This window comes from Pseudomonas sp. Os17 (genome assembly GCF_001547895.1).
Taxonomy (GTDB): domain Bacteria; phylum Pseudomonadota; class Gammaproteobacteria; order Pseudomonadales; family Pseudomonadaceae; genus Aquipseudomonas.
In genome coordinates this window covers 5,027,770-5,050,036 of sequence record NZ_AP014627.1, presented here as the reverse complement: position 1 = coordinate 5,050,036, position 22,267 = coordinate 5,027,770, and the positions used below count along the sequence as shown (strand labels likewise).

Below are 22,267 nucleotides of genomic sequence, written 5' to 3'. Positions count from 1 at the left end.
AAGCGGCCCTTGGGCCGCTTTTCTCGTTTATGGCTTACTGCTCGGCGTTTCGGCTATGCCGATAGTCGCTGACCGCTTCGTACACCGCCTTGCGCAAGCGGTTGATACCGCCAATGGGGCGATGGGCTTCGATGCCGAACCAGGGGTTGAAGGATTGGTTGTCGCAGGCCAGGTTCTGCGCCGGGGTGTCGAAGTCCTGGGCTGGAATGGTCAAGCGGGCCACGGTTTCAAAGGGGGCGCCGCTTTCCTTCCATTCGATGCTGGTGTCTTCGATCGGCATGAACCGGCTCGGGTTCTGACGCTGGATCTGCAGGACGAAGCAGGCCGGAACCCGATCGGTGGAAAGTTGCTGGGTCAGGGCGCTGCGCAGGAAGTTGGGCAGGTCCTGATTCTGCGCCGGCAGGCTGTAGGCCGGGCAACTGTCAGGGTCCGGCATGACCCGGAACTTGGCGTTGGCATCGCCGAACTTGTAGGGCGAAACCGAGAAGTAAGTGCTCTGGGTCGGGCTGGCCGGTGCCGGTGACAGCGTGGCCAGGGCAATGAACAGGTGGCGGATCTGCCAACGGCGAGGATCCCAGCCAGGAAAGAAGGCGCCGACTTTCTTGCCGTCCGCCTGTGCCGCGATGTTCTGCTGATACTCAGCCACATCGCTGACGAAGAAGTTCGGATGGTTGAACATCACGAAGTCCTGCTCGCGTCGCCCCGATTCCGCAGGGATCAACTGTTGCCCTGGCACCTCCAACAGTTTGATTGCCATGCCGCGGGCGTCGCGAATGCTGTCGAACTGCGGATAGGCATTGCCATTGGACAAGCGCACCGTCGCTTGCCAGGTCTGGCCAGGATTGGCGAACACGCCCTGGCGCAGCTCCGGACTCAGGTCCTTGAGGACCTGGACCTCGGCTTTTACGCAGCCATGGGCCTTGGCATGGGCATCGCGCAGGTAGCGGGTGCCCTCGCGGTGCTGGTCGACGATGCGCACGGCAGTCTGGATGATGTCCTGGGTGCGCGCGGCCTCATCGGCGGGAATCTGCTCTTGTACCGCCACCGGACCGCGGTGCTGCCAGGCGAACCAGGCGCTGGACAGCGCCCAGGCCAGGAGGCCGATGACCAGCAGCAGTAGCAGCGTCCTGCCCAGCAATGCGCCAAGGCGCAGCCACAGCCTGGCCAGCAGCGACGGTCGTTTTCTTGCGAGATCGAGTTTCATGGCAGTTGTGACTCCAGCGGTCCGCCCAGCACTTTCAGGTATTCCAGCAATGCCCAGCGCTCCTCCGGCTGCAGCAGCGGGCCGATAACCCCGTTGCCTCGCTGGCCGGCGCGGAACTCGTGACCGCTGTTGTGGTTGCCGCTGATGCGGGTGTCGAATTCAAAACCGTTCTTGAAGGCTTCCGGACGATAGCCCAGGTGTTTGGGGTCGTACTCGAAGGTGCCGCGATAGAAGGTCGTCGAGCGCTCCGATTGCGGAGACAGCAGTTGATACAGGTTGGGCACCGAGCCGTTGTGCAGGTAGGGTGGGGTTGCCCAGACCCCGGCCAGCGGGCGGGCCTTGTAGGCGCGCAGCTCGCGTACCCCGATTGGCAGGCCGTAGCCGTCCAGTCGTGGGCGCTCCTCGGGGCTGACCTTGGCGTCACGGTAGGCGCGTTCTTCAACGAAAGCGGTGATGTAGGCCAGGCCCTTGGCCGCCGAGAGTTGACGCAGGTCCAGCGGTTCGGTGGGCGTCGGGTGCAGCTCGACATTGGATTTTGCCAGCTCGGCGGTATCCCACTGCAGGGCGCTGAGGTCATAGCGCAGGTCGGCGATATTGCTGGCGGAGTTCGGGTCGGTGCCAATCACGGAAACCGGGAGCATTTTCAGCTGTTGAACCGGTCGGCCGTTGGACTCGCTCACCGACGGCTGATGGCAGCCAGCGCAATGCTGGGCGAACAGCTCACGACCCTTGGCCGCCAGGGGCTTGTCGACGGCGCCCAGCAGTGTTTCCGGCCAGGCAGGGGGCTTGAGGCGCTGCAAGGTTTCTTCGATGAGGTTGAGGTCACGAACCCGCACGCTGGATGGATAGCGTGATTCGCCAGTGAGCGGCTGGCCGTTGGCGTCGAACAGGTTCAGGGTCGCGCCGACGCCTAGGGCTTCGCCGATATTGCGCGCCATGGGTTGCTGCGCCGAGCCGTTCCACTGTACCCAGTCGAATGTCCAGATATCCCACAGTTGCGGATAGTCCACGGGGGCGTTGGCGATGCGGTAGTTCTCTGGGGAAATCGCGTCGCCGAAACTGGCGTTGGCGATGCGCCCGAATGCGTCGGTACGGCCCGGCCCTTCCTCGGTGGGATAAAGGCCGCGGTGGGTGTCGTTCCAGGCCACTTGCAGGAAGTTGTCCAGTGAGCGCTTGAAGTCTTTGCGCAGTTGCGGGTGCTGCGCCTCGTAGTTGTCGCCCAGGACTTTGCGAGCGAAACGCTCGAACTTCCAGGGGTTGTAGTAGGTGGCGGCCAGGCTGGCCACCAGCGCCTGGCCGAAGCTGCCGCCGCGCAGGGTCGGCACGCTTGAAGGTAGTACGTGTTGCGCCGAGCCTCCGTCGATGCGCAGGGCCTGATGGTTGAAGCGCAGTTCGCCGGTGTGACAGGCCGCGCAGGTGATGTCCAGGTATTGTTCCGGGCTGCCGGGGTTTTGGTGGCGCGCGAAGCCTACCGGAAGGTTGCCGGGATTCTGCGCTGTGGCTTTCTGTCCGGGCTCCACCAGAAAGCCGAAGCGTGCCAGGTACTCGGGAGCGGCAAAGGACTGTTCGGAGAAGGGCAGTTCCAGGGCAACAAACCATTCATAGCGCAGGCCTTTGACCTGTGTGCCTTGGGGGGTGAAATAGTAGGTCTGGCGGTCTGCTGCATCCCATTGATCCAGGTAGTGCACCTGTTCGACGGGGACATATTCAGCCAGCTTGGGGTTGGCGATGTAGTACAGGACCACGGCCAGGACTGTGCCGATCAGTACGGCGATTATCAGTAATACACGGTAGATGAGGCGCAAGATGTACGTCCTTGTCGAATTTGCCTTCCTTATGCCTGAGCGTCATTGACGCGGCAAGTAGCCATTACTTGCGCTATGGTTATTCGCGCTCGTTCCAGCGCCTCATTCAGCCGCCTGGGCGGGGCGTTCTCCACAGCACAAAAACGTGTTTAAAGACGTGAACTTATCGGACATTTACTACTCTTACGCCGGTAGCCATTGGTCGTGGTCGCCTGATAAGCTCGCGGCTTTATTCGATTGCCCTTTAGGCGCATGAACAAGGAAATAGCATGAAACAGCATCGGTTGGCGGCGGCGGTGGCCCTGGTTAGCCTGGTACTTGCGGGTTGTGATTCGCAGACCAGCGTAGAGCTGAAAACCCCGGCGCAAAAAGCTTCCTACGGTATCGGCCTGAACATGGGCAAGAGCCTGGCTCAGGAAGGCATGGATGACCTGGATTCCAAAGCCGTAGCCCAGGGCATCGAAGATGCCGTCGGCAAGAAAGAACAGAAGCTGAAAGACGAAGAACTGGTCGAAGCCTTTGCCGCGCTGCAAAAGCGTGCTGAAGAGCGTATGGCCAAGATGAGCGAAGAGTCGGCGGCTGCCGGCAAGAAATTCCTCGAAGAAAACGGCAAGAAGGCCGGCGTGACCACCACCGCTTCCGGCCTGCAGTACGAAGTGTTGAAGAAGGCCGATGGCGCTCAGCCAAAGCCGACTGACGTGGTCACCGTTCACTACACCGGTACCCTGACCAACGGCACCGTGTTCGACAGCTCGGTTGAGCGTGGCAGCCCGATCGATCTGCCGGTCAGCGGCGTGATCCCTGGTTGGGTTGAAGGCCTGCAACTGATGCACGTAGGCGAGAAGTACAAGTTGTACATCCCTAGCGATCTGGCTTATGGCGCGCAGAGCCCAAGCCCGTCGATCCCGGCCAACTCGGTGCTGGTATTCGAGTTGGAACTGCTGGGGATCAAGGATCCAGCCAAGCAGGACGCCGCCAAGTAACCTGTCTTTGCGCCTGAAGCAACGCCCCGTTTTACGGGGCGTTGTCGTTTCTGCAAGGCTCATCTGGCAATTAATCCGAACCTGCGGCCTCGCCGGTGGTCAGAACGGGTTGTCAGCTGCGGGTAGTCGTTGAGGGCTGCCAAGTCAATGAAATTATGGGTTTTTTTATGTGAGTAAAAAACGCCCGATCTGAGCTCAGCCCTTGTGAGACGGGGCTTTCAGCCGTGAAAAATAGCTCTGTTCACAAGGTTATCCACAATTTGTGTGGATAACATTTCAGTGGGAGTGATGATGAAAACACCCTGGAACTTTGCTCGCTTCCTGCCTTTGGCGGGCCGGTTGCTGAGCCGCGGTCGTTTGCCGACGCTATTGTTCGCTGTCGCCAGCAAGGGGGCGATTCAGGGAGGGCGCTTGGGCAAGGTCAAAGAGGACCTGCGCCTGCTCCAGGCGTTATGCCTGGCTTACTGGCGAGGCGAATATCAGGCAATCAGCGCCAAGTCCTTGTTGTCGGTGGTGGCGGGGCTGATGTATTTCCTCAGTCCGGTGGATGCGATTCCCGATTTCATCCCGGTGTTCGGCATGCTCGACGACATTGCCGTGCTGGCCTGGCTGATGAAGACCCTGGATGACGAGCTCAGCGCCTTCCGCGCCTGGCGTGGCCGGCAGCGGCCGGAAAAGCTGGCGGTAGTCGAACGTCTGCCGGATACACCGGAACAGCTGCGGTTGGAGGGGCCACGGCAAAATTGAGTCGATTGACTCGCAGGTTCAACAATCATGCTCCCCGCGACCGCAGCCGCTGTTAGGATTACACTTCAAAGGAAAAGTCCGACTCGATAAGTGTCGTTGTCCTACGGGGTAGTAATGGATATTCAGATTATTGAACGCGATGGCGAGCCCGAATACGCGGTTCTGCCGTGGGCTCAGTATCAAGCTTTATTGACAGCCGCAGGCCTCACCGAACCACTATCGCATGTTGGCGCTACGTCTCAGGCAGCGCCACCGGCCCAGAGTCTTCCGGGCCTGGATCAATTACGCAATCTGCGCGAAGGGAAGGGCATCGCCATCGAGGCGCTGGCCCGCAAAGTAGGTATCAGTCCGTCTTACCTGGCCCTGATTGAAAGTGGCGAGCGTCACCCTGACGCTGCGATTCGCCGCAGCCTGGCCTGGGAATTGACGGTGCCGGGGTGGAGGGAGCAATCGTGAGTGTAAGGATCAGTCGTCAGCACTGGGATGGGCTGTTGGGTGAGCTGGATCAAGCCCGTCGTCAACGTCACCTTTTAACCTATCGTGCGCTGCTGGAGCGATTGCAACTGCCCAGTCCGGCGATGCAGACCTTGACGGCCGCTCTGGAGCACCTGGCGGCCCTGGATGCCCGGGCCGAACAGCCGCTGCGCAGCTCATTGGTGATCAGCCAGGGCGCCAGTCGTTTGCCGCGGACCGGATTCTTCGAGTGTGTCGAGCGCCTGGGACGTTTTTCCGGGCCTTCCGACGGGGTGGCTGCCGCTTCATGGCACGCCTCGGAGGTGGTGCGTGTGTTCGAGTACGAATACCCCGAATCAGCGGAGGCTTGAATGTTCCTGCCACTCAAGGCGCGTCTCGGTTATTGGCTGGCGCGCCGCTTGTTTCATTGGCCCTGGTTTATCCGTCAACCCCGTATCTGGCGTTGGATGGAAGGGCAGTTCGCGCGCATGGCCAATCTGGGTAACGTCGCTGCGCAGAGTTTCTATGGGCATATCCTGACCTTTCGCGGACAAGGGCTGGGTGCGCGTGAGGAAGGTCAGCGCCTGTTGCGCCTGGCGGCATTGGCGGGTGACGGCAAAGCGGCCTATCAGCTCGGTGTGATCAGTCTGGCCGGCTCGCCCAGCAAGGCGCCCGATGCGGCCGAGGCCGCCCGTTGGTGGCGGCTCTCGGCGCAGGCCGGTCATCCTCTTGCGGAGCTCAAACTGATGCAGCTCGATCAATCGGCTGATCCCGCAGCGGCTCATTGAGGGAGTGCGTTCCCAGGCTGGCTGCGGCATCCAGGCTGTCGATCACATGGATGCTGTAGCCCTGGACGTTCTTGGCGTGATGCTTGGCCTGGGAGGCCAGTTCTGCCAGCTGACTGGAGTCCAGTTGTCCACAGGCCTCCGAATACAGGTGCACCACGCCGATAGACAGCGATAGCAGGGGAAATTCCTGGCGCACGCCCTGGCGGTTGGGCGCGATAAAACAGCCGGCTTCCAGGTGTTCGCTGCGATAGAAGCGCCGACACTGACTGTGGAAGTCGTCCAGTAACTGATTCAGGCGCCTGCGCCAGTCTTCCGGCCCCAGCACCAGCAAGAAGTCATCGCCGCCGATATGCCCGACGAAGTCGCGGCTGGGATCGACCCGATCATTCAGGCATTGAGCCAGGCACAGCAGCACTTCATCGCCACGGCCGTAACCGTAGATATCGTTGAAGGGCTTGAAGCTGTCGATATCCACATAGCAGATCACCGATTCCCGTCCCTGCTGTAGCAAGCGCGTCAGGCACTGCTGGATGGGGACGTTGCCCGGCAGCAGGGTCAAGGGGTTGGCGTAGCGAGCCTGCTGGATTTTCAGCTCGGTGATCAGCTTGAGTACGTCTATGACCCGCCCCAGTCCCAGGTACTGGCCGTTGAGGGTGATGATGAAGTCTTCCTCGATGCGTTGTCGTGCGCGACTGGTGATCAGGCGACTGACCTGCTGCAGGGATTGGCTGAGTTCGACGGCGAGGAAATCATCGTTCATCAGGCGACTGATGGGTTTGCGGGCAAACAGGTCGGTGGCGAAGGGTTTGAGCAGGGCGTCCGAGAGTGAATGTCGATGAACGATCCCGCAGGGCTGGCCCTGCTCGTCAAGAACAGCCAGGGAATTGAGGTTGGCTTGCCGGCGAAAGGCTTCCAGGACGTTGGCCGTGGGCGTATTGCGGGCAACCGCTGGTTGCTCGTTGAGCAAGGCGCTGAGATCGCTGCCTTCGTCGTTGAGCGCCACGCTGGGGTTGTCGTGTTTGGGCATCATCGTCCGCGCATCACGGGGCGGCTGCTCCTGCGGCCGGCACAGCAAGTAGCCCTGGACCAGATCGACCCCCATTTCCGTGAGCACCGCCAGCTCCTCGAACATCTCGATGCCTTCGGCGATGACCTGGGCGCGGGAAGCCTTGGCGATCTGCAGGATCGAACCGACGAACTCGCGTTTGAGCGCGTCCTGATGAATGCCATCGATAAAGTGTCGATCGATCTTCACATAATCCGGTCGCAACTCGGACCACAGGCGCAGGCTTGAATAGCCGGCGCCGAGGTCGTCCAGGGCGATGGAAAATCCCATGTCGCGGTAGTGATGCAGAGCATTCTGCAGCAGCTGAAAGTCGTCGATGGGCGTCTGTTCGGTGAGTTCGATCACCACCTGGCTCGGCGGGATGCCGAAGTCCTGCAGCAGTTGCAGGGTGCGCCCGGGCTGGTGGGCCGCTTCCAGCAGGGATTCGGGGGAGACGTTGAGAAACAGTTTGCCGGGCAGTTGCTGCTCGCTGAAGCGTTTGCAGGCGCTGTGGCGGCAGGCGATCTCCAGTTCGCTCAGGCGACCTGCCTGGCGTGCCACCGCAAACAGGGCGACAGGGGAGTGCAGGGGGCTGTTGGAGGGGCCGCGACTCAAGGCTTCGTAACCCAGGATGCGCCGCTCGGAAAGGCTGATGATCGGTTGGAACAGGCTGTGCAAACCGCTTTGAGCCAGGATTGAACTCAATGCACTCAGCTGTTCGGTCGTGGTCATGGCGATCTCTGTCGATGAAAAAAGGACCGGGCGCCGCTCCAGTTCAAGAGCGGCGCCCGGTCCTTTATTTCACGACAGAATGATGACTGTTTAATGACGATCCGGGGAGCGATCGAATTAAATTGCCATCATCTTCAGTGCTTGGCCACCGAGGTGTTGAGCTTCAGATAGTCCAGCAGGATGCGCCCGGTTTCACTCAGGTAGGCGTCATCTTCCGGCTTGGTCTTGTCCGGCTCGGCAGCGGCCAGCGCGTCTTCGTCCTCTTTCTTCAGCTCTTTGAGCGGCTCTTCGCCCTTGGCCTTGCGACGAGCGTTTTCCAGGGCCAGTTGCTTGGCTTCGATGTCGGCATGTTGTGCGCGACGCTCGGCTTCGTTGAGGCTGACGGTCTTTTCCGCCATCAGTTTCTGTGCCAGGGCCAGTTTGTCGCGGATGAACACGAACTCCGGATCTTTCGCCGAACGGCTTTCGTGTTCGGCCTTGAGCTGGGCCAGGAACGGCTTGAACGGATCCATGGCGGGCTTGATGGCCGGGCGGATGGTGTCCCATGGCATGGCTTCAGGCAGGGCGCTTTCGCCGATTTCCTTGGTGTCGATGATCGATGGGTAGCCGATGTCCGGCAGCACGCCCTGATGCTGGGTGCTCTGTCCGGAAACCCGGTAGAACTTGGCCAGGGTCAGCTTCAGCTCGCCGTGGTTCAGTGGCTGAATGGTCTGCACCGTGCCTTTACCGAAGGTCTGGCCACCGATGATCAGTGCGCGGTGGTAGTCCTGCATGGCGCCGGCGAAAATTTCCGAAGCCGAAGCCGAGAGGCGGTTGACCAACAGCGCCATCGGCCCTTTGTAGAAGGCGCCGGGGTTCTCGTCTTCGAGCACATCAACACGGCCATCGGCGTTGCGTACCAGGACGGTCGGGCCCTTGTCGATGAACAGGCTGGTCAGTTCGGTGGCTTCCTGGAGAGAGCCGCCGCCGTTGTTGCGCAGGTCGATGACGACGCCGTCGACCTTGTCTTTCTGCAACTCGGTCAGCAGTTTCTTCACGTCGCGGGTGGTGCTCTTGTAGTCCGGATCACCGGCGCGGAAGGCCTTGAAGTCCAGGTAGAAGGCCGGGATCTCGATCACCCCGAGCTTGTAGTCCTTGCCGTCCTGCTTGAGGTTGAGGATCGACTTCTTCACTGCCTGGTCTTCGAGCTTCACCGCTTCACGGGTGATGGGCACGATCTTGCTGGTCTGATCATTTGGCGCGTTGCTCGCCGGGATCACTTCCAGGCGCACCAGGGTGCCTTTCGGGCCGCGGATCAGCTTGACCACTTCGTCCAGGCGCCAGCCCACCACGTCGACCATTTCCTTGTTGCCCTGGGCAACGCCGATGATCTTGTCCGCAGGCGCTACTTGCTTGGTCTTGTCCGCCGGGCCTGCCGGCACCAGGCGCACGACCTTGACCTGGTCGTTGTCGCTCTGCAACACGGCGCCGATGCCTTCCAGCGACAGGCTCATGTTGATGTCGAAGTTTTCCGCGTTATCCGGCGACAGATAATTGGTGTGCGGATCGTAGGACATGGCGAAGGTGTTGATGTAGGCCTGGAAGATATCTTCGGCTCGGGTCTGGTCCAGGCGCGCCAGTTGGTTCTTGTAGCGCTTGGTCAGGGTTTCCTGGATCTGCTTGGGATCCTTGCCGGCGATCTTCATCCGCAGCACTTCGTCCTTGACGCGTTTGCGCCACAGGTCGTCGAGTTCTGCGGTGGTCTTGAGCCATGGCGCGTCCTTGCGGTCGATCAGCAAGGTTTCCTTGGCGTTGAAGTCGATCTTGTCGACGCCTTTGTTGAGTTCCGCGAGGGCGAAGTCCAGACGCGCTTTGACCCGGTCCAGATAACGCTTGTAGATGGTGAACCCGGCGTTCAGGTCGCCGCTCTTGAGGAAGTCGTCAAACTGGGTTTTCCATTTGTCGAATTCCGCAATGTCGCTGGCCAGAAAGTAGCTGCGCGACGGATCCAGCAGCTTCAGGTAGCTGTCATAGATGATCACCGAGCGCGCATCGTCCAGCGGCGGTTTGCTGTAATGGTGGCGTTTGAGCAGTTCTACAACATTGAGGCTGGCAATTACCTCATCGCGATCGGGCTGAAGGTTGTCCCAGCTATTGGCTGCGAACGTATTGGTCGACATCGGCAGTAAGCCGAAACCAATGAAAAGGGCGAGGGCGGTGCTGGGGAACAAATGCTTCATGCTGATTCGACGCGGGGGCAATTGATAACGCATATTAGGCCGTCTTTGAAGTCGCCGGTTCCATAAGGGCCGGTCGCATAATGCAAAAAGCCCGGTGCTACCGCTCCGGGCTCAGTCCAGACTCACTATGGAGGCACTGTGAAAGCATTGCAAGGCGTTGAAGGTCATGTGGAGTGGGTTGAAGAACCAAGTCCGGCCTGTGATGTAGGGCAAGTTCGCATTCGTGTGGCGGCTGCGGGGCTCAATCGTGCCGATCTGCTGCAGCGAGCCGGACTTTATCCGCCGCCGCCGGGAGCCAGCCCGATCCTGGGGCTGGAGTGCTCCGGGATTATCAGCGAAGTCGGCCCGGGTTCGTCCTGGCAGATCGGCGATCGGGTGTGCGCGCTGCTCGCCGGTGGCGGCATGGCCGAGGAAGTGGTGGTGGATGCGCGCCATGTGCTGCCGGTGCCTGAGGGGCTGTCCCTGGTCGAGGCGGCGGCACTGCCCGAGGTCTACGCCACCGCCTGGCTCAATCTGTTCCAACTGGCGGCGCTCAAGCCCGGGGAGAAGGTGCTGTTGCACGCCGGGGCCAGTGGTGTCGGTTCGGCCGCCATTCAATTGTGCAAGGCGTTCGGCAATCCGTGTTGGGTCAGTGTCGGTTCCGCCGATCGCCTGGCCTATTGCGAAAGCCTGGGTGCCCAGGGCGGTGTGGTACGCACCGATGGCCTGGAGGCGCTGCGGGACTTCGGCCCATTCGATGTCGTCCTTGATCCGGTAGGCGCCAATTACGCGGCCGACAACATCAAATTGCTGGCCGTGGATGGGCGTTGGGTGTTGATTGGCTTGATGGGGGGGCGCGAAGCGCAATTGGACCTGGCCCAGGTTCTGGCCAAGCGCATCCAGTTGCTGGGCTCGACCCTGCGCAGCCGCAACGAGCAGTTCAAGGCCGACCTGCTGAGCGACCTCGGGCAAAATGTCTGGCCGCTGTTCACCGAAGGGCGTCTGAGCCCGCAGTTGGCCAAGACCTTCCCGATTCAGGACGCTGAAGCCGCCTTCGCCGAACTGGCGACCAACAAGGTATCGGGCAAGCTGGTGCTGGTGATCGACTCCAGCTTGATCTGAACCCTGTAGAAGCAGGCCTGCCGACGAAGGGGGCGTCAGGCCTGACAGGCTGCTGGCTGGCCGCCAGCTCCTGCACCAGCCAGCTTCGGGGAGCTTGGGGGTGGGTCACTTCCAGTGATGGATCAGCCAGCCGGCCTTCTCGGCGTGCTCACGCAATACCGGGTCCGGGTTCACCACTTGCGGATGATCCACTCGCAGCAGCAACGGCAGGTCGTTGCGCGAGTCGGAGTAGAAGGTCGCGCCTTCCAGGTTTTCTTCCTCGGCATCCAGCCATTCCAGCAGACGGGTGATCTTGCCTTCGCGGTAAGTCAGGGTGCCAACGGTGCGGCCACTGTAGACCCCATGCTGCACTTCCAGCTCGATGCCCAGCACTTCGTCGATGCCCAGGCGGGCCGCTATCGGCTTCACCAGATGGGTGCCCGAGGCCGAAATCACCAGGATCCGGTCGCCGGCCTGGCGATGGGCGGCAATGGCCTTGCAGGCATCGCTGAAGATGATCGGTTCGATCACCTCTTCGACCCAGGGCTCGACCAGGTGTGCGACTTCTTGCGGCGTGCGTCCGGTCATGGGCTCCAGGCTGAAGTCCATGAACTCCTCCATGGCCAGCTTGCCATGGCTGTAGGCGTCCATCAGTTCATGGTTGCGGCGCATGAACGATTCGCTGTCGACCCAGCCCAGGCGGCCCATCTGTTCGCTCCAGAGGGTGGCGCAGTCGCCGTGAATCAGGGTTTCGTCCAGATCAAAAATTGCCAAGGCCATCAGTGCCGCTCTCTCTTCAGGATCAATTGCGTGAATGCCATCAGGCTACCTCACACAGGGCTGCCGGATCGATGGTCAATGCCAGACGCTGGCCGTCTGCATGAAGGTCATCGGCCGAACGATTGAGTACATCCACCACCAGTTCCACGCCACGGGCTTCGATCCGATAGCGGATCACGTTGCCCAGCAGGCTGTGACTGCGTACCAGGGCATCGAGTTGCCCTTCCTTGCGCAGTTCGATGGCTTCCGGGCGAATGGCGATGCGCCCGTTGACTGGCCGTTGCAGCAACTTGCTGGCGCTCTCGGCGGACAGCAGGTTGTAGTTGCCGATAAAGCCCGCGGCGAAGGCATCCACCGGTGCCGTGTAGAGGGTTTCGGCGTCGCCACTCTGGACGATCTTGCCCTGGTTCATCAGGAAAATCCGGTCGGACAGGGTCAGCGCTTCTTCCTGGTCGTGGGTGACGAAGATGGTCGTCAGTCCCAACTCCCGCTGGATGTTGCGGATCTGTTCACGCAGGTGCTTGCGGATCCGCGCATCCAGGGCCGACAGCGGTTCGTCCAGCAACAGCAGGCGCGGGCGGGTCACCAGGGAGCGGGCCAGGGCCACGCGCTGGCACTGGCCGCCGGACAGTTGATGCGGGTAGCGGCTGGCGTAGTCGTTGAGCTCCACCAGTTGCAGGGCTTCCTGCACACGCTTGTGGCTGTCGTCGGCGTTGACCTTCTGCATGCGCAGGCCAAAGGCCACGTTCTGTTCCACCGTCATGTTTGGAAACAGCGCGTAGCTCTGGAACACCATGCCGATCCCGCGTTTCTGCGGGCTCAGGGGCACGATGTCCTGGCCGTCGAGGAGGATCTTGCCGCCGTCCACCGGGGTCAGCCCGGCGATGCAGCGCAGCAGCGTGGATTTGCCGCAGCCGGACGGGCCCAGCAGGGTGACGAACTCGCCCTTGCGGATTTCGCAATTGATGTCGCTGAACACCGTGGTGCCGGCGTAGTTCTTTTGCAGGTGTTGGACGCTGACGAAGCTCATTGGCTTTTGTCCTTGTTCAAGATGTTGGCGGCCCAGGTCAGAACCAGCACAAAGAAGAAGTAGGAAATCACCAGGGCGCTGGTGAAGTGGCCGCTGCTGTTGCGCATGTTGTTCAGGTAGACCTGCAGGGTTTCATAGCGGGTGCCCACCAGGATGTTGGCGAACACGAACTCGCCGAACAGGAACGAGAACGACAGCAGCAGCGCCACCATCAGGCCCTTGCGCAGGTTCGGCAGGACCACCAAGAAGGCCGCCTGCCAGGTGCTGGCGCCGAGCAGTTGGGCGGCGTCCATCAGGTCCCGCAGGTTGATCGCCTGCAGGTTGTTGGTGATGGCCCGGTACATGAACGGCAGCGCCACGGTGAAGTAGCAGCCGATCAGGATCCAGGGCGTGCCGACCATGGCCAAGGGCCCCGAACCATAGAGCTGCAGCAGGCCCACCGAGGACACCACCGGCGGCACCGCGAAGGGCAGCAGGATCAGGATGTTCATCAGCGCATCGAGCTTGGGAAAGTGGTAGTGCACCACGAACAGCAGCGGCAGGATCAAGACCACCGACAGCACCAGCGCGCCGACGCAGACCAGCAGCGACTGGCCGAAGGCGTTGAGAAAGCGCGGGTCACTCCACAGTTGCAGGTACCACTTGAAGGTCAAGCCGCTGGGCAGGATGGTGGCCGACCAACTGCTGGCGATGGAGTAGACAAAGGTCCCCAGCAGCGGCAGCAGCAGGATGGCGAACAGCAAGTAGACCACCACCCGGTGGTAGAGCGCGGCGGAGCCGGGTTCAGCGCGAGACATGGTAGCTCCTCTTTAACAGCAGCTGATGGACGATGGTCACCAGGGTCATCAGCGCTACCAGCACCACGGCCAGGGCGCTGGCCATGTTCGGATCCAGGGAGATGTCCCCGGAAACCATGGCGGCGATGCGGATCGGCAGCACGTTGAAGTTGCCGGTGGTCAGGGCATAGACCGTGGCGTAGGCGCCCAGGGCGTTGGCCAGGAGGATGACGAAGGTGCCGAGCAATGCCGGGGTCAGCACCGGCAGGCCGATATGCCGCCAGAACTGCCAGCCGCTGGCCCCCAGCAGTGCGGCGGATTCGCGCCAGTCTTCCCGCAGGGCGTCGAAGGCCGGATAGAGCAGCAGCACGCCCAGGGGGATCTGGAAGTAGGTGTAGAGGATGATCAGCCCGGTCTTGGAGTACAGGTTGAAGTCCTGAATGATCCCCGACTGCTTGAGCATGATGGTGATGGTGCCGTTGAAACCCAGGAGGATGATGAAGGCAAAGGCCAGGGGCACACCGGCGAAGTTGCTGGTCATGTTGGCGAAGGCGTTGACGAAGTTGCGCAGCCTGGAGTCCACCCGGCGCAGCGAGTAGCTGCCCAGCACGGCGATGATGATGCCGAACACGCTGGACCAGAAACTGATCTCCAGGCTGTACTGGATGGCCTGCAGATAGAACTTCGAACTGAAGATCTTGCTGAAGTTGGCCAGGCCCCAGCCGAACTCTTCCGACTGCAGGCTGTTGATCAGCACCCATGCCAGCGGGGCGATCTGGAACACGATGAAGAACAGGGCAAAGGGCACCAGGCACAGCGCCGCCAGCCATTTGCCGCGGGTCACTGAATTCACTGCAACAGCTCCCGGCAGAAAGGTTTGTTATGGGGCACGCCCAGCAGTTGGCAGACGGTGCCGCACAGCTCGGTTTGTTTGGGCGTGGCGTTGGGGTCGAGGCTGAAGGCATCGCCGAGCACGAACAGCGGGACTTCCCGCTCCTCGGCCAGCAGGCCGTTGTGCGAGCGGTCGTTGTTCATGCCGTGGTCGGCCGTCACCAGCACCTGATAGCCGGCCTCGAGCCAGCCTTGCAGATAGTCGGCGAGGATGATGTCCGCCGAGCGCGCGCTGTTGCGGTACTGGGCGCTGTCCAGGCCGTGCTTGTGCCCGGCATCGTCGATGTTCATCGGGTGCACCAGGAGCAGGTTCGGCTGATGGCGCAGGCGCAGGTGCTCCGCATCGGCGAACAGGTGGGAATCGGGGTAGTGATCGCTCCAGTAGAAGTGGCCGTACTGGATCGGCAGTTCCGGGTTGGCGGTATGGCGGTCACGGGGGGCGTTGAACGGGCTGCGGTTGTAGAGCTCGCTGACCCAATGGTAAGCCGCCGCGGCGGTGATCAGGCCGGCCTCGCGGGCATAGTGGAACAGGCTGCGCTGGGTGGACAGGCGCGAGACCTGGTTGTGCACGATGCCGCTGTCGATGGGGGCGACACCGGTGAGGATGCATTCGTACAGGGGGCGGGACAGGGCCGGCAGCTCGCATTGCAACTTGTACAGGGCGGCGCGGCCTGCGCCGACGTAGGCTTGCAGGTGGCCCATGGCGTGTCGGGCCACTTCGTGGTTGAGGCCGTCGAGCACCACAAGAATGACGTTGTGCTTCATGAACGGGGAAACTCCGGGATCAGGCGGCGCATGGAACCTGTAGGAGCGGCCGCACGGCACTGCGTATGCCGGCGAAGGCGTCTGCACATTCGTGCAGGCCTGCGCCGGCAAGCCGGCTCCTACGACTGATGCAGCGTTACGGCATGTTGATGATCACTTCTTCCTGCCACTTCTGCGGCAGGGCCTTGGAGGTTTTCTCCCAGGCATCGGCGTCCTTGATCGGAGTCACGTGCTTGTACTGTTCGTTGGGCAGCAGGTTGGCCTGCACGTCCGCCGGCAGGGTCAGGTGTTCGGCGCGGATCGGCCGGGCATTGCCGCGAGCCAGGTTGGTCTGGCCGGCATCGCTGAAGATGTATTCGCGGGTCAGCTTGGCGGCGTTGGGGTGCTTGGCGTACTTGTTGATGATGGTGGTGTAGCCGGAGATCACCGAGCCATCGGACGGGATCAGCACTTCGTAGTCGTCCTTGTTGACCATCTTGTTGCGGTAGCTCAGGCCGTTGAAGTCCCAGACCACGCCGACTTCCACTTCACCCTTTTCCATGGTGGCGATGGTCGGGTTGGCCAGGGACAGGCGACCCTGCTTGGCGATCTCGGCGAACATCAGCAGCGCTGGCTGGATGTTCTTCTCGTCGCCGCCCTTGGCGATGGCCGCTGCCAGTACGCCGTTGGCGGCTTGGGCGGCGGTGCTCACGTCACCGATGGAAACCTTGTACTTGCCTTTTTCCAGGTCGGCCCAGCTCTTGGGTGCTTCGGAACCGTGCAGCAGCTTCTTGTTGATGATGAAGGCGATGGTGCCGGTGTAGGCCAGCGCCCAATTGCCGTCCTTGTCCTTGGCCCAATCCGGGACCTGGGCCCAGGTGCTCGGCTTGTAAGGCTGGGCCACACCCTGCTTGACCGCGATCGGGCCGAAGGCCGCGCCGACGTCGCCGATGTCGGCACTGGCGTTGTCTTTCTCGGCGGCGAACTTGGCGATCTCCTGGGCCGAGCTCATGTCGGTATCGATGTGCTTGAGGCCGTAGGTTTTCGCCAGGTCCTCCCAGGTGCCTTTCCAGTTGGCCCAGTCATCGGGCATGCCGACGCTGTTGACCGCGCCTTCTGCTTTCGCAGCGGCTTCCAGGGTTTTCAAATCGTTATCAGCAGCCATGGCGGCGGTGCACAGGGCAATGGTCGAGCCTAACAGTGATGCCAGGAAAAGCTGTTTCATCCGAAGCTCCTTTGGGCGTGTTCAACGCTGCGTTTTTATCGACGGTCTTGCGGTGGGTTGGTCTAGGTCAGCAATACCTGAGCCAATTTAGGCGTGTTGGATGACACTTTGATGTCGGAGCCAACGGTCGGCGCATGGATTCGGGCGCAGGTCCGGCGCTGCGAAATAAGCGTAGACCATGAGCAAACACCCGTTCTGCAAGGATCTGGCGGGCAATTTGCAGGTTCGCCAGGGGGCCGCTCGGCGGCTTTGTCATCTCTCAGTCATATGCATTGCCTAGGCTTTGGACACGGCTGCGGAGCGCTGTCCCGACCACTGCGCTGCCCTGAAACAGTGCTGGTCTAGTCCAGATAGGTAACGTTGATGCGTATTGATGCAACCAAAGCGGTGACAGCCATCGGCCAGGTCCTGCAGGAGCAGATCGCCCACGGTCTGTTGGCGCCGGGCAGCAAGCTGCCGGCCGAGCGCAAGCTCAGCGAGCTGTTCGCCACCACCCGGATCACCGTGCGCGAGGCCTTGCTGCAACTGGAGGCCCAGGGGCAGATCTACCGTGAGGAGCGCCGGGGCTGGTTCGTTTCGCCACCGCGGCTGGCCTACAACCTGATGCAGCGCAGCCACTTCCACGCCATGGTCAGTGCCCAGGGACGAGTGCCTTCCACCGAGGTGATCTCGGCACGCCTGCAACCGGCTTCGGCGGCGGTCTGCGCCTGGCTGCAGCTACCGGCGCTGTCCAGCGTGATCCAGATCTGCCGGGCGCGGCGCATCGACGACCGGCTGGTGCTGTACGTGGAGCACTACCTGAACCCCAAGTACTTTCCGCACATTCTCGAGCTGGATTTGAACCAGTCGATCACCGAGCTCTATGCCCGGCATTACGACCTGCATTACGGGCGGGTGCGCTTCGAGATCGTGCCCACCTCCTTGCAGCCGGAAGCGGCGGCGGCCTTGAAGGTTTCGGTGGGCAGTCCCGGGCTGCGCATCGCCCGGGTCAACTATGACCAGCACGAGCGGCTGATCGATTGTGATCTGGAGTTCTGGCGGCATGACGCAATTCATGTCGGCGTTGACGTGCTTTAGAGGCCGGTGCCGTTCGCCGGCAGCCGGCTCCTACAGGGTCATTGTTTCTCCGGGGCGCTGCCGGGGGTGATCACTTGAATGCTCATGCGCGGGGTGGCCAGGTCCAGCCCGGCTTCGTCCAGGTGACGCTTGAGGGACAGGTTGAAGGCCCGGGACACTTCCCATTGCTTGATCGGCGCAGTCTTGAAGCGAGCCCGGAGGATGGCGCTGCCGGACTCGAAGCTTTCCACGCCCTGAATCTCCAGCGGTGACCAGATATTGCGCCGCTGCAACGGGTCGGTGCGCATCTTCTGGCCGACATCGCGCATCAGCTTGATCGCGTCGTCGATCTCCATGTTGTAGGGAATCGCCACGCGGAAGATCGCGTAGCCGAACTCCCGGGAGTAGTTCTTGATGCTCTTGATCTCGCTGAACGGGATGGTGTGCACGATGCCGTCGATGTCCCGCAGGCGCACGGTGCGGATGGTCAGGCCCTCGACGGTGCCCAGGTGGCCGCCGACATCCACGTAGTCGTCGATGGCCAGGGAGTCCTCGATGATGATGAACAGACCGGTGATCAGGTCCGCCACCAGGGACTGGGCGCCGAAACCGATGGCCAGACCGATGACGCCGGCACCGGCCAGCAGCGGCGTGACGTTCATGCCCATGTTGGCCAGGGCGACGATGGTGGCGATGATGAAGATCGCCACGAACAGCACGTTGCGGATCAGCGGCATCATGGTTTGCGCGCGGGCGTTGGCCAGTCCCTTGCGCGAGCGGGTCAGGGCGTGATGCACCGCGGTGTCACTGAGAATCCAGATCAGCCAGGCGAAGATCAGGGTACCGCCGAGGCTGAACAGCTTGACGCTGACTTCATGGCCGTCGCCTTCGGTGAAGCGGATCAGCGACATGCCCCAGACCCGCAGGCCCAGTTCGATGAACGCCAGCCACACCGCCAGGTGGGCCAGGGTATAGAAGAAGCTTTTCAGCCTTTCGGAGTACAGCGCGTGGCGCTTGTGGCCCCGTTGCGGCTTGAGCGCATGACGCCGCACCAGGCCGTTGATCACCATGCACAGCACCAGCAGCACGGTGCACAGCAGGGACTGGCGCAGGGCGGTGCTGGTGTCGCCGGCGGACACGAAGGTGGCGAACAGGGAAATCCCGACCAGCACCAGGGCCGGCAGGTACCAGAAGGTGCCGATGATTTCGATGGTGTCGCTCAGGGCCCGGCGGGTCAGGCGCCGGGACAACGGTTGGTTGCGGATCAGGTGGGCGATTGGCCGGCGGAAACGCAGGATGAACACCCCGGTGGACAGCGCCGCCATCACATTGGCGAAGGTCGCCGCGGTATGGGCCAGGTGCTGGCCGAGGCTGGCCACCATGCGCGGGTCGCTCAGGGCTTCGCCAAAGGCGGCGAAACTGCCGATCCACCACAGCGGGCGGAAGGCCTGGCGGCGCAGGATGTACAGCGCGCGATGGCGGTGCGGGCCATCGAGCACAGAGAACGCCACCACGCAGATCGCCGAGAAACAGGTGCCCACCACCAGCGCGTAGGCCAGGACCATGGCCAGGTCCTTGCCCAGGGAAGAAGGCAGGGAATAGGTCATGTAGACGGTGATCAGCAGGGCGATCAGCCAGGGGCCGAGCTTGCGCAGGGCGAAACGCAGCAAGTCCCAGGTCTTGGGATGCTGGGGCAGTTCGTCGGTGAGGCCAAAACGCAGGCGCACCCGGTGACTGAGCCAGATCAACGCCGCCGCCAACAGGCTCCAGACCATGAGGATCAGGGCAAAGGCAAAGATGATCGGCAGCCATTGGCTGGCCGGCAGCATCAGCGCGGCCAGTTCTTCCTGGGCCAGATCGAACTCGTCGGTCCAGCGGTTGACCGGACTGTCGGCACCTGAGAACTGCTTCTCAAGGCTGCTCAGGGTGCCGCCGATCAAGCCCAGTACGCCTTCCTCGGGGGTGGGCTGAGCTTTTTTCGTGGCGTCCCGGAGCTTCTTCAGGTCCGCCAGCAGCTTGGCCCGTTGCTGGTCGTTCTCCAGGGACTTGATCACCTCGTCCAGGGATTGTCCCAGGGGTTCCTCGGCCTGGGGCTGTGCCTTGGTCTGGCTGCCCAGCAGGCCAGGCAGGCCCACCGCCTGGGCGCTGCTCAGCGGCAGCAGGGTCAGCAGGCAGACAAGTGCATAGCAGGGCAGGGCGAAAAGACGAGCAAACACTGGGCGGTCAACCTCGCAGGCAAAAGGATCGACCGAGTGTACGAGGCCACCAAATTCAATGCGAGGGCAGGCGCCGCATTTATTCCGCGAGCTTGGCCAGGATCTTGTAGACCACGGTGCCGAGAATCAGCAGCATGCCGATCCACATGCTGAACACCCCGAGGTTCTTGTCCCGGAAGTTGAAGCCGATGGCCAACAGGATCATGCCCGTGAGAATCGGGATGAGCATGGAATGGAACGAAGACATCGAGATCATGGCGACGGCCTTGTCTGAAGAGGTACTCATGAGTCTAGGTCGCTTTGTCGCGACCTGGGTTGATGTGTATCAGAAGCCGGCGGGCGTGGAGGTCCACGCCCGCCGCATGCCTTACGGCAGTTCGCGGCTGGCGTAGAAGGCGCTCAGCACCTTCACCAGGTGGGCCAGGTCATGGCTGCCGCACAGTTCGCGGATCGAATGCATGGCGAAAGTCGGCAGGCCGATATCCACGGTGCGCACCCCCAGGTGGCTGGCGGTGATCGGGCCGATGGTCGAGCCGCAGCCCATGTCGCTGCGCACCACGAAGCTCTGCACCGGCACTTCTTCGGCCATGCACAGGTGGCGGAAGAAACCGGCGGTTTCGCTGTTGGTGGCGTAACGCTGATTGCTGTTGACCTTGATCACCGGGCCGGCATTGAGTTTCGGGCCATGGTTGGCGTCGTGCTTGTCCGCGTAGTTGGGGTGCACGCCGTGGGCATTGTCGGCGGACACCAGCAGCGATTTCTGGATGGTGCGCACGAACTCGTCGCCTTCGGGCAACAGGCGACGCAAGGTTTGTTCGAGCATCGGACCGTCGGCGCCGCAGGCCGAGCAGGAGCCGACTTCCTCGTGGTCGTTGCACACCAGCACGCAGGTTTCTTCGCTGTCGGCGTTCAACAGGGCCTGCAATCCGGCGTAGCAGGACAGCAGGTTGTCCAGGCGCGCACCGGCAATGAAATCGCCATGCAGGCCGATTACCGCAGCGCTCTGGGTGTCATAGAAACTCAACTCGTAGTCCAGCACCACGTCGGCGTTCAGGCCGTGTTCCCGAGCCAGCTGGTCGGTGAGTACCGCACGGAAATCCACGCGCTCGTCGCCGGCGAACTGGGCCAGGATCGGTGGCAGTTCATTTTGTGCATTGATCGCCCAGCCCTGGTTGGCTTCCCGGTTGAGGTGAATGGCCAGGTTGGGAATGATCGCGATCGGTGCCTTGAAATCGATCAGTTGGCTTTCCACCTTGCCATCGCGACGGAAAGTCACGCGGCCGGCCAGGGACAGATCGCGGTCGAACCAGGGCGCCAGCAGCGCGCCGCCGTAGACTTCCACGCCCAGCTGCCAGAAGCCCTGGCGCTGCAGTTCCGGCTGCGGCTTGACCCGCAGGCACGGACTGTCGGTGTGCGCGCCCACCAGGCGGATACCGCCTTGCAACGGCGAGTGCCGTCCCAGTTTGAAGGCGACGATGGAGGAGTCGTTACGGGTGACGTAGTAGCGACCGTTGGCCTCGGTGGTCCATGGCTCGCGCTCGTCGAGGCGTTGATAACCGGCCGCTTCCAGACGTTGAACAAGGCTGGCAGTGGCATGGAAAGGGGTAGGGGAGGCCTTGAGGAAGTCGATCAGGCCTTGGTTCAACTCTTCGCGCATAAGTAGCTCCAGACAGCAGTGGCGCGAGTTTAACGTATCGCCGGACGCTGTAGGAGCCGGCTTGCCCGGCGAAGCGGCTGTCGACCCGGAGATCGCCTTCAGAGTGCCTTCGTCGGCAAGCCGGCTCCTACAAAAAAGGGGGGGCTCAAAACGGCGCAGGGCAGTCGAAGCGCAGGCGCTCACCGGTCTGGGGGTGGGTGAAGCTGAGCATGCTGGCGTGCAGGCACAGGCGTGGCCAGGCAGCCAGGGCTTGCGGGTGGGCGTAGAGGCCGTCGCCCAGGAGCGGGTGGCCGATGGACAGCATGTGTACCCGCAGTTGGTGGGAGCGTCCGGTGATCGGCGTCAGTTCGACCCGGCACCAGTCGCCGCAGCGCTCCAGCACGCGCCAGAAGGTCAGGGCGTGTTTGCCGAATTCGTGATCCACCACATGCCGGGGCTTGGTTGGCGGGTCATAACGCAGGGGCAGGTCGATGCTGCCGCTGTCCAGTTCCGGCTGGCCCCAGCACAGGGCGGTGTAGGCTTTTTCGGTTTCCCGGTCATGAAACTGCCGCGACAGCTCGCGATGTGTGTCCGGGTCCCGAGCCAGGAGAATGATTCCGGAGGTTTCCCAGTCCAGTCGGTGGACGATCCGGGCTTCGGGGTAACCGTTTTCCTGCAGACGGGTGATCAGGCAGTCCTTGTTGTCGTCGGCGCGACCAGGGACTGAAAGCAGCAGGGTGGGTTTGTTCACCACCAGGACGGCGGCGTCCTGATGCAGGATGTGGATATTCGACAACGGCATTAAAACAGCCTCGTAACAAACGCCAACGGCGGCTCGCCGACCCCATTCAATGCAT

Annotated in this window: 21 protein-coding genes; 7 read left to right on the top strand and 14 right to left on the bottom strand. The window is 62.0% G+C overall.

The window, feature by feature from the left end; genetic code table 11:
- Window positions 1-34 precede the first annotated feature (34 nt).
- Window positions 35-1,204, bottom strand: a complete 1,170-nt coding sequence (locus POS17_RS22025) for a catalase family protein (RefSeq protein WP_060840519.1) — start codon at window positions 1,202-1,204, stop codon at window positions 35-37.
- On the bottom strand, window positions 1,201-3,009 hold the full coding sequence (locus tag POS17_RS22020) for a di-heme-cytochrome C peroxidase (protein ID WP_060840518.1): 1,809 nt from the start codon (window positions 3,007-3,009) through the stop codon (window positions 1,201-1,203). The genes POS17_RS22025 and POS17_RS22020 overlap by 4 nt, the downstream gene beginning before the upstream one ends.
- 269 nt (window positions 3,010-3,278) lie before the next feature.
- On the opposite strand from POS17_RS22020, the gene POS17_RS22015 reads away from it, so the two are divergent.
- From POS17_RS22015 to POS17_RS21995, 5 genes are all read left to right on the top strand, one after another.
- A complete protein-coding gene (locus POS17_RS22015) occupies window positions 3,279-3,992 on the top strand; it encodes an FKBP-type peptidyl-prolyl cis-trans isomerase (RefSeq protein WP_016963891.1) in 714 nt (237 codons plus the stop codon).
- Window positions 3,993-4,283: 291 nt separating this feature from the next.
- Window positions 4,284-4,739: a YkvA family protein gene (locus POS17_RS22010; RefSeq protein WP_060840517.1), complete on the top strand. Its 456-nt coding sequence runs from the start codon at window positions 4,284-4,286 to the stop codon at window positions 4,737-4,739.
- Between the two features lie 114 nt (window positions 4,740-4,853).
- Window positions 4,854-5,195 carry a helix-turn-helix domain-containing protein gene (locus tag POS17_RS22005; RefSeq protein WP_060841996.1) on the top strand — a complete coding sequence of 114 codons (342 nt, stop codon included), beginning with the start codon at window positions 4,854-4,856 and terminating at the stop codon, window positions 5,193-5,195.
- Window positions 5,192-5,563: a hypothetical protein gene (locus POS17_RS22000; protein ID WP_003179080.1), complete on the top strand. Its 372-nt coding sequence runs from the start codon at window positions 5,192-5,194 to the stop codon at window positions 5,561-5,563. Before POS17_RS22005 ends, POS17_RS22000 begins: the two co-directional genes overlap by 4 nt.
- Window positions 5,564-5,980 (top strand): sel1 repeat family protein, encoded by a 417-nt coding sequence (locus POS17_RS21995; RefSeq protein WP_060840516.1) that lies wholly within the window; start codon window positions 5,564-5,566, stop codon window positions 5,978-5,980. It abuts the gene before it with no gap.
- Here POS17_RS21995 and POS17_RS21990 read toward each other — a convergent pair.
- Window positions 5,931-7,757, bottom strand: coding sequence for a bifunctional diguanylate cyclase/phosphodiesterase (locus POS17_RS21990; RefSeq protein ID WP_060840515.1), 1,827 nt, complete (start codon window positions 7,755-7,757; stop codon window positions 5,931-5,933). The two genes, POS17_RS21995 and POS17_RS21990, sit on opposite strands and share 50 nt — an antisense overlap.
- 134 nt (window positions 7,758-7,891) lie before the next feature.
- Window positions 7,892-9,976: a carboxy terminal-processing peptidase gene (locus POS17_RS21985; RefSeq protein WP_164990745.1), complete on the bottom strand. Its 2,085-nt coding sequence runs from the start codon at window positions 9,974-9,976 to the stop codon at window positions 7,892-7,894.
- Window positions 9,977-10,114: 138 nt separating this feature from the next.
- Between POS17_RS21985 and POS17_RS21980 the strand changes: the two genes are divergently transcribed.
- Window positions 10,115-11,077 carry an NAD(P)H-quinone oxidoreductase gene (locus tag POS17_RS21980; protein WP_060840513.1) on the top strand — a complete coding sequence of 321 codons (963 nt, stop codon included), beginning with the start codon at window positions 10,115-10,117 and terminating at the stop codon, window positions 11,075-11,077.
- A 105-nt stretch (window positions 11,078-11,182) separates the two neighbouring features.
- On the opposite strand, the gene POS17_RS21975 is transcribed toward POS17_RS21980, so the two are convergent.
- The 6 genes from POS17_RS21975 to POS17_RS21950 form a co-directional block, all read right to left on the bottom strand.
- Entirely contained in the window at window positions 11,183-11,836 is a 654-nt protein-coding gene (locus POS17_RS21975) for an HAD family hydrolase (RefSeq protein ID WP_060840512.1), read from the bottom strand.
- Window positions 11,837-11,876: 40 nt separating this feature from the next.
- On the bottom strand, window positions 11,877-12,866 hold the full coding sequence (locus POS17_RS21970; protein ID WP_060840511.1) for an ABC transporter ATP-binding protein: 990 nt from the start codon (window positions 12,864-12,866) through the stop codon (window positions 11,877-11,879).
- Window positions 12,863-13,663 (bottom strand): ABC transporter permease, encoded by an 801-nt coding sequence (locus POS17_RS21965; protein WP_060840510.1) that lies wholly within the window; start codon window positions 13,661-13,663, stop codon window positions 12,863-12,865. Before POS17_RS21965 ends, POS17_RS21970 begins: the two co-directional genes overlap by 4 nt.
- Window positions 13,650-14,495 carry an ABC transporter permease gene (locus POS17_RS21960; protein WP_060840509.1) on the bottom strand — a complete coding sequence of 282 codons (846 nt, stop codon included), beginning with the start codon at window positions 14,493-14,495 and terminating at the stop codon, window positions 13,650-13,652. The genes POS17_RS21965 and POS17_RS21960 overlap by 14 nt, the downstream gene beginning before the upstream one ends.
- Window positions 14,492-15,298: an alkaline phosphatase family protein gene (locus POS17_RS21955; RefSeq protein ID WP_060840508.1), complete on the bottom strand. Its 807-nt coding sequence runs from the start codon at window positions 15,296-15,298 to the stop codon at window positions 14,492-14,494. Before POS17_RS21955 ends, POS17_RS21960 begins: the two co-directional genes overlap by 4 nt.
- Before the next feature lie 136 nt (window positions 15,299-15,434).
- Entirely contained in the window at window positions 15,435-16,502 is a 1,068-nt protein-coding gene (locus POS17_RS21950; RefSeq protein ID WP_016963880.1) for an ABC transporter substrate-binding protein, read from the bottom strand.
- Between the two features lie 363 nt (window positions 16,503-16,865).
- Here POS17_RS21950 and POS17_RS21945 point away from each other — a divergent pair, with 363 nt between their 5' ends.
- A complete protein-coding gene (locus POS17_RS21945; RefSeq protein WP_060840507.1) occupies window positions 16,866-17,579 on the top strand; it encodes a UTRA domain-containing protein in 714 nt (237 codons plus the stop codon).
- Between the two features lie 38 nt (window positions 17,580-17,617).
- Here POS17_RS21945 and POS17_RS21940 read toward each other — a convergent pair whose 3' ends face one another.
- The 4 genes from POS17_RS21940 to POS17_RS21930 form a co-directional block, all read right to left on the bottom strand.
- Window positions 17,618-19,774, bottom strand: coding sequence for a mechanosensitive ion channel family protein (locus tag POS17_RS21940; protein ID WP_060840506.1), 2,157 nt, complete (start codon window positions 19,772-19,774; stop codon window positions 17,618-17,620).
- Window positions 19,775-19,853: 79 nt separating this feature from the next.
- On the bottom strand, window positions 19,854-20,060 hold the full coding sequence (locus POS17_RS31930; protein WP_129406377.1) for a hypothetical protein: 207 nt from the start codon (window positions 20,058-20,060) through the stop codon (window positions 19,854-19,856).
- Between the two features lie 81 nt (window positions 20,061-20,141).
- Window positions 20,142-21,431 (bottom strand): M18 family aminopeptidase, encoded by a 1,290-nt coding sequence (locus POS17_RS21935; RefSeq protein ID WP_016963877.1) that lies wholly within the window; start codon window positions 21,429-21,431, stop codon window positions 20,142-20,144.
- 145 nt (window positions 21,432-21,576) lie between these two features.
- Window positions 21,577-22,212, bottom strand: a complete 636-nt coding sequence (locus POS17_RS21930; RefSeq protein ID WP_060840505.1) for an RluA family pseudouridine synthase — start codon at window positions 22,210-22,212, stop codon at window positions 21,577-21,579.
- Between the last annotated feature and the right edge of the window lie 55 nt (window positions 22,213-22,267).